General features: G+C 69.8%; 6 protein-coding genes and 1 tRNA gene. 5 read left to right on the forward strand and 2 right to left on the reverse strand.

Annotation, left to right across the window (positions count from 1 at the left end; genetic code table 11):
* Nucleotides 1–565: 565 nt before the first annotated feature.
* A tRNA-Thr gene (locus tag F9C41_RS09305) sits at nt 566–647 on the reverse strand.
* Between the two features lie 66 nt (nt 648–713).
* Nucleotides 714–980, reverse strand: a complete 267-nt coding sequence (gene rpsT / locus F9C41_RS09310; protein ID WP_120316509.1) for a 30S ribosomal protein S20 — start codon at nt 978–980, stop codon at nt 714–716.
* Nucleotides 981–1,357: 377 nt separating this feature from the next.
* On the opposite strand from rpsT, the gene F9C41_RS09315 reads away from it, so the two are divergent.
* From F9C41_RS09315 to F9C41_RS09335, 5 genes are all read left to right on the forward strand, one after another.
* Entirely contained in the window at nt 1,358–1,924 is a 567-nt protein-coding gene (locus tag F9C41_RS09315) for a DUF4240 domain-containing protein (RefSeq protein WP_196279696.1), read from the forward strand.
* Nucleotides 1,925–2,083: 159 nt separating this feature from the next.
* On the forward strand, nt 2,084–3,955 hold the full coding sequence (lepA, locus tag F9C41_RS09320) for a translation elongation factor 4 (RefSeq protein WP_155386307.1): 1,872 nt from the start codon (nt 2,084–2,086) through the stop codon (nt 3,953–3,955).
* The gene (locus F9C41_RS09325) at nt 3,952–4,452 is read left to right on the forward strand and encodes an NUDIX domain-containing protein (protein ID WP_155386308.1); all 501 of its coding nucleotides are present in this window, start codon (nt 3,952–3,954) and stop codon (nt 4,450–4,452) included. Before lepA ends, F9C41_RS09325 begins: the two co-directional genes overlap by 4 nt.
* A 232-nt stretch (nt 4,453–4,684) precedes the next feature.
* Nucleotides 4,685–5,836 carry a hypothetical protein gene (locus F9C41_RS09330; RefSeq protein ID WP_155386309.1) on the forward strand — a complete coding sequence of 384 codons (1,152 nt, stop codon included), beginning with the start codon at nt 4,685–4,687 and terminating at the stop codon, nt 5,834–5,836.
* Between the two features lie 141 nt (nt 5,837–5,977).
* A complete protein-coding gene (locus F9C41_RS09335) occupies nt 5,978–6,877 on the forward strand; it encodes a hypothetical protein (protein WP_155386310.1) in 900 nt (299 codons plus the stop codon).
* The last annotated feature ends 72 nt before the right edge of the window (nt 6,878–6,949 follow it).

The following is a 6,949-nucleotide window of genomic DNA, read 5'->3' on the forward strand; positions in this document are numbered from 1 at the left end:
CGGCGCCCCGGCGACCCGCTCCGAGCGCCCGGCGACCCGGTCGAAGACCGCCGCGCGACGGGCCCCCGCCCAGCCGACGGTGCGCCTGCGGGTGGCCGCCCCGGCCGAGACCGCCCGGCTGCCCCGGCGCGTCGAGCAGCCTGCGGACGACGAGCGCGACCCGTACGCGACCCGCTCCGGATACGGCGCGCCGGAGGGGTTCGCCGGCCGGTTCGGCACCGGCGGCCAGGAGTTCCACCCTGGCCGGTCCGGATCCGGCGAGCAGGACACCTATGCAGGTCAGAGCAGCTACGGCGAGCAGGAGACGTACGCGGGCCAGACCGGTTACCGCGCGCAGGACACCTATGCCCAGGGCGGGTACGGCGAGCCGGAGGCGTACGCCGGACAGTCCGGGCACGGCGCACCGAGCCAGGCCGCACTGGCCGGGTCGGAGGGCGAGGAGCCGTGGCTGGGCACCGCCGAGCAGCGCGCCCGTCAGTCGGCGGCATACCGCTACGAATGACGTGCGCTCCGTCGCGAGCGCCACGTGACGCCGCTCATGCGGCGACGGCTCGGCGGGTTCAGGGGACACCTGACGGAATCGAACCGTCGACCTTGTCATGACGAATGACACGTGCTGCGGACCCCGCTCGGCATACACAGATGCCCGGCTCCCTGAGGGAGCCGGGCATCACGCGATGTCTTGGCGGCGCCGTGAAGGCACGCTGCGACGATCAGGCAGAGAGCGAAGCCAGCTTCTTGGCGATCGACGACTTGCGGTTCGCCGCCTGGTTCTTGTGGATCACGCCCTTGCTGACGGCCTTGTCAAGCTTGCGCGAGGCGTCGCGCAGCAGCGCGGTGGCGTTCTCGACGTCACCGGCGACGGTCGCCTCGTGGAACTTGCGGACAGCGGTCTTCAGCGACGACTTGACCGACTTGTTGCGCAGCCGGGCCTTCTCGTTCTGCCGGTTGCGCTTGATCTGGGACTTGATGTTCGCCACGCGACAGCCTCGTCCTGCTCGTTTCGGTTGACTGGTTCGGATGGGCCGGCGCAACGAAGCACCAGCCGCGACGTGCCAGGTTACCAGGTGGCCTGGGTGTCAGCCAAAACGGTCGACGTGACACCCGTCGCGGTGCCCTACCCGGACAGCCTACCGCGCCCGGGGTGGCCCCGCGCCGGGCCGGGTGTCCCGGCGGCTCATGATCGTCGTTACATGTCGAAAAGTGAAGTCCTGCCGCACTTCTCGACACGAAACAACGATCATGGCGCTGCGGCCGGCGGCGCGGGAGGGCGGGGGACCGACCGTACGGGTGATGGGACGCGACACCCGCTCGTAGATCGAGGGTGGGCGGGGCTCGGGTGGCAGACTGTGTTGCTGTGGACATCGAGCGGTTCTGGGCTCTGATCGAGCAGGCGCGTACGGACGTCGAGGGTGACATCGGCGAGGACGGCACCGGGCTGGCGAAGGCGTTGACCGCGCGGCTGTCGGCGCTGAGCCTGTCGGAGATCGCCGCCTTCGCGACGCACTTCAAGACGCTGCGCGACGCCGCCGACCGCTACGACCTGTGGGGCGCGGCACATCTGATCGGCGGCGGCTGCTCCGACGACGCGTTCGTCGACTTCCGCAGCGGGCTGATCGCGGCGGGCCGCAAGTGGTACGAGGCGGCGCTGGCCGACCCGGACGCGCTGGCCGGGCACCCGTCGGTGGTCGAGGCCGTGGAGTGGGACGACGACAGCGCGATCTTCGCCGAGCTCGTCGGGTACACGGCCGCGGACGCGTTCCGCGAGGTCGCCGGGGCCGAGCTGGTGCTGCCCGAGGTGGCGAAAGCGCCCACCGCGGGCGAGGACTGGGACTTCGAGGACGACGACCAGATGCGGCACCGGCTGCCGCGGCTGAGCGCGCTGGTGCTGGGCTGGCCCGCCAACGAGGGCTGCCGCTGCTGAGCGAGGCTGCCGCAGCGGCGCTGGCGGCGGTAACGTTGAAGCCCGCTTCGGCACGGTCGGCGGGCGTGGGATCATAGGGGCGGCATCGACCGCCTCACGCCGAACGCGGCCCGCCGCCAGCGAACCGCTTTCCGCCTCACGCTCATAGAACGGATCACCGTGCCTCCGCTGCTCGGATCTAACAAGCCCGGCGACACTGACCCGGCCGCCATCCGCAACTTCTGCATCATCGCCCACATCGACCACGGCAAGTCGACGCTGGCCGACCGCATGCTGCAGATCACCGAGGTGGTGGACCCGCGGCAGATGCGGGCGCAGTACCTCGACCGGATGGACATCGAGCGCGAGCGCGGCATCACCATCAAGAGCCAGGCGGTGCGCCTGCCGTGGACCGTGCGTGAGGGCGACCGGACCGGTGAGCAGGTCGTCCTCAACATGATCGACACCCCGGGGCACGTGGACTTCACCTACGAGGTCTCGCGCAGCCTGGCCGCCTGCGAGGGTGCGATCCTGCTGGTCGACGCCGCGCAGGGCATCGAGGCGCAGACGCTGGCCAACCTGTACCTGGCGATGGAGAACAACCTCACCATCATCCCGGTGCTCAACAAGATCGACCTGCCCGCGGCGCAGCCGGAGAAGTACGCCGAGGAGCTCGCGCACCTGATCGGCTGCGAGCCCGAGGACTGCCTGCGGGTGTCCGGCAAGACCGGTGACGGCGTGTCGCACCTGCTCGACGAGATCGTCCGGCAGCTGCCCGCGCCGACCGGCGGCGACGCCAAGGCCCCGGCCCGCGCCATGATCTTCGACTCGGTGTACGACGTCTACCGCGGCGTCGTCACCTACATCCGGGTCATCGACGGCCGCCTGGACGCCCGCGACCGGATCAAGATGATGTCCACCGGCGCGGTGCACGAGCTGCTGGAGATCGGCGTCATCTCGCCGGAGCCGATCAAGTCGCCGTCGCTCAGCGTCGGCGAGGTCGGCTACCTGATCACCGGCGTGAAGGACGTGCGCCAGTCCCGGGTCGGCGACACGGTCACCCTGAACTCCCGTCCCGCCACCCAGGCGCTCGGCGGGTACAAGGACCCCAAGCCGATGGTGTACTCGGGCCTCTACCCGCTGGACGGGTCCGACTACCCGGAGCTGCGCGAGGCGCTGGACAAGCTCAAGCTCAACGACGCATCGCTGGTGTACGAGCCGGAGACGTCGGCGGCGCTCGGCTTCGGCTTCCGCTGCGGCTTCCTCGGCCTGCTGCACCTGGAGATCATCCAGGAGCGGCTGGAGCGCGAGTTCGGCCTCGACCTGATCGCCACCGCGCCGAACGTGGTCTACCGCGTGGTCACCGACGACGCCAAGGAGATCACGGTCACCAACCCGAGCGAGTACCCGAGCGGCAAGGTCGCCGAGGTGTACGAGCCGGTGGCGCGCGCGACGGTGCTGACGCCCAACGAGTACGTCGGCGCGGTGATGGAGCTGTGCCAGGGCCGGCGCGGCGTGCTGCAGGGCATGGACTACCTGTCCGCGGACCGCGTCGAGCTGCGCTACACGCTGCCGCTCGGTGAGATCATCTTCGACTTCTTCGACCAGCTGAAGTCGCGCACCAAGGGATACGCCAGCCTCGACTACGAGCCCAACGGCGAGCAGGCGTCCGAACTGGTCAAGGTGGACATCCTGCTGCAGGGCGAGCCGGTCGACGCGTTCAGCGCGATCGTGCACAAGGACAAGGCTTACGCGTACGGCACCACCATCGCGTCGAAGCTGCAGAAGCTGATCCCGCGCCAGCAGTTCGAGGTGCCGATCCAGGCGGCCATCGGTTCCCGGGTCATCGCCCGCGAGACCATCCGCGCCATCCGCAAGGACGTGCTGGCCAAGTGCTACGGCGGTGACATCAGCCGGAAGCGCAAGCTGCTGGAGAAGCAGAAGGAAGGCAAGAAGCGCATGAAGATGGTCGGCCGGGTCGAGGTGCCCCAGGAGGCCTTCATCGCCGCGCTGTCCACCTCGGAGGCTCCCGAGAGCGGCAAGAAGAAGTGACCTTCGCGGGACACTGTTTCCGGTGCGGCGCGGCCCTTGCGGCCGCGCCGCCCTCCGTCTGCGGGACCTGCGGGTACGAGCACTACCTCAACGCCCGCCCGACGGCCAGCCTGATCGTGCTGGACGGCGCCGGCCGGTTCCTGGCGCTGCGCCGGGCCCGGCCGCCCCGCGAGGGGCTGTGGGAGACGCCGGGCGGGTTCTGCGACGGCTGGGAGGAGCCCGCCGCCGCGGCGCGCCGGGAGGCCCGCGAGGAGCTCGGCGTCGACGTCGAGCTGGGCGCGTTCGTCGGCATGTACGTCGGCGACTACGAGTTCCAGGGCGAGCGCCTGCCGGTGCTGGACTGCTTCTTCCTGGCCACCCTGCCGGACGGGGCACGACTGCGGCTGGACCCCGACGAGTCGTCGGAGGCCACCTGGCTCCCGCTGGCCGACCCGCCCCCGCTGGCCTTCACCACCATGGACCGCGCCCTGCGCGACGCCGTCACCCTCACCCGCTGACGCCCCCGCCCTTGCGCCACCGGTGGGGTGACCCGGGCGTGGGACGCCTGTCGCCCATGTGGGTTATGGCCGTCCGATCGATGGGGTGGGCCGATCGGCCAAGATCTACCGACAAAAGGCCTGGAGCCGTAGTAACTGGGCAATCTACCCATCGTTACCCCAAGTGCAGTGTTTTGCCGCTTTCGCCCGATATGAGGGCAAAGCAGGTTCCAAAGTCGCACAAGGAGTGACGATGCAGATGAAGAAGGCCGGAGCCGTCGCCACGGGCGCTCTCGCTACAGTGGCGATCATGGGGGCTCCTGCCGCTGCGGCGCCCAGCACGGACGCCTCTGCGCTGACCCAGGCCAGCACCTCCACCGAGGGCAAGACCAGCTCGATGCGCCAGGTCGGGGCCAACCAGCTGAAGCTCGCCCGCGGCGGCGGCTTCGACAACAACGGCTGGGACGCGCCGTGGGACATCGACTCGGCGTCGGTCGTCGCACTGCTCAACGGTACGGTCGTCAACGTGGCCGCCCTCCAGCAGTGTGGCTCCACCAGCGGCAACGTGGTGGGCATCTCGGTGCCGATCACCTCGCCGAACACCGTGGTCTCGGGCTTCGGTCACGATGACGGTTACGGCCACAAGAACGACATCGCGTGTGCCAACGCCAACGTCAAGATCAAGCAGACCGACAAGCGCGCGGCGATCCTCGGTGTCGGCAACGACTCCGCGGTCAACATCGCGTCGATCCAGTCCTGCGGCTCGACCGACGGCCAGATCGTCGGCATCACGGTGCCGATCACCTCGCCGAACACGGTCATCGGTGACTGCCAGAACAGCAACATCGAGATCAACGGCGCCGACGAGTGGGACGACAACGACCACTGGCAGGAGTCGGGCCGGGTCGAGGCCATGCCCATGGGCCAGTCGGTCGCCATGGACATGGCTCGTCAGGCACTGGTCAAGAAGGTCAGCGCGCTGAAGAACCGCAGCGCGTGGGCCAAGCGGGGGGCCAACGCCCGCGTCGCCCCGCAGGCGCGCGGTGGCGGCTGGGACGCGCCGTGGGACCAGGACTCCGTGAGCCTGATCTCCGCGCTGAACGGCACCGCCGTACAGCTGATCACGACCCAGGCCTGTGGCTCGACCTCGCCCGACGTGATCAGCGTGGCGATCCCGATCACCTCGCCGAACACCGTCATCGGTGACTGCAAGAACGCCAACGTGAAGATCAGCAAGGACGACCCCAAGGGTGTCATCTCCGCCCTGGACAACACCTCGCTGAACGTGCTCCCGCTGCAGTCCTGCGGCTCCACGAGCGCGAACCTCATCGCCGCGGCGATTCCGATCACCTCGCCGAACACGGTCATCGGCAGCTGCTACAACGCCAACACGGTCATCGACTAGTCGCTGAACCGGCACGGCAGACGGGGCGGGTCGCGCCAGCGCGACTCGCCCCTTCGAATGCTCGCCAACGACAACTCATGCCGCGCTGCCGTTGCCCTGCGACTCGGGTGCCGGCGGCCAGAAATCCTACAAGGAGTGACGATGCAGATAGGAAAGGCCGGGGTTGTCGCGGCCGGAGCGCTCGCTACGGTGGCGGTGATGGGTTCCGCGGCGACCGCCGCGCCCGCGGCCGGACCGGCGCATGCGGATCCCGTCAGGACCGCCGCGACCACCTTGAAGCAGGCGGCGGTGCAGCAGGCCGCTGGGCAGGCACTCGCTGCCGTGCAGAACGTCGCCCGCGGGCCCCAGCGGGAGGTGCGCCAACCGCTGATCTCCATCGCCAACGGCAGCGCGCTGACCACCGGGGCATGGCAGGCGTGTGGTTCCGCGTCGGCTCAGGTCGTGTCCGCCGCGGTCGCGCTCCGCTCCCCGAACACCGTGCTGGGCGACTGTGCCAACGGCAACGTCCTGATCCGGCAGAACCAGGTGCAGGGGGTCATCTCGATCCTGGACGACACGTCGGTGAACGCGCTGCCGATCCAGGTCTGCGGCTCGAACGCGGCCATCGCCGGCGTCACGGCCGCGGTCAGCTCGCCCGCCACCGTGGTGGGCGACTGCTTCAACGCCAACACGTACATCGTCGAGCCCAAAGAGGGCGCGCAGAAGGGCCCGCAAAGCCTGGTGTCCCTGCTCAGCGGCTCGGTCGTCAACGCCGCGGCGGTCCAGGTCTGTGGTTCCACCGCCTCGATCGTGGGGGTGGCCGCGGCCGTCCAGTCGCCCACCACCGTGCTGGGTGACTGCTACAACAGCAACAGCACCATCCAGAAGCGCAAGGACCCGGCGGTGATCCCGCTGCTCAGCAACCAGGTCCTGGACATCCTGCCGCTGCAGACATGCGCGTCGTCCGGCCTGCTCGGCCAGCTCGGTCCGGCGCTGCCGATCGGCAGCTCGGCGTTCGTCGGCGGCCAGTGCGTCTCCGGCGGGCAGAAGATCCTGGACTGACCGCCCGTACCGACAGAGAGGCGGGGGGGCGCGGGGCGGCGGCGGCGCCCGCCGGGGGGGGGGGGACGCCAC

It is taken from the genome of Catellatospora paridis, from assembly GCF_009720365.1.
GTDB lineage: Bacteria > Actinomycetota > Actinomycetes > Mycobacteriales > Micromonosporaceae > Catellatospora > Catellatospora paridis.

Bases quoted from the DNA above. Each gene is read 5' to 3' on its own strand.
- F9C41_RS09330 (WP_155386309.1), top strand. From the start codon at position 4,685: ATGCAGATGAAGAAGGCCGGAGCCGTCGCCACGGGCGCTCTCGCTACA.
- F9C41_RS09335 (WP_155386310.1), top strand. From the start codon at position 5,978: ATGCAGATAGGAAAGGCCGGGGTTGTCGCGGCCGGAGCGCTCGCTACG.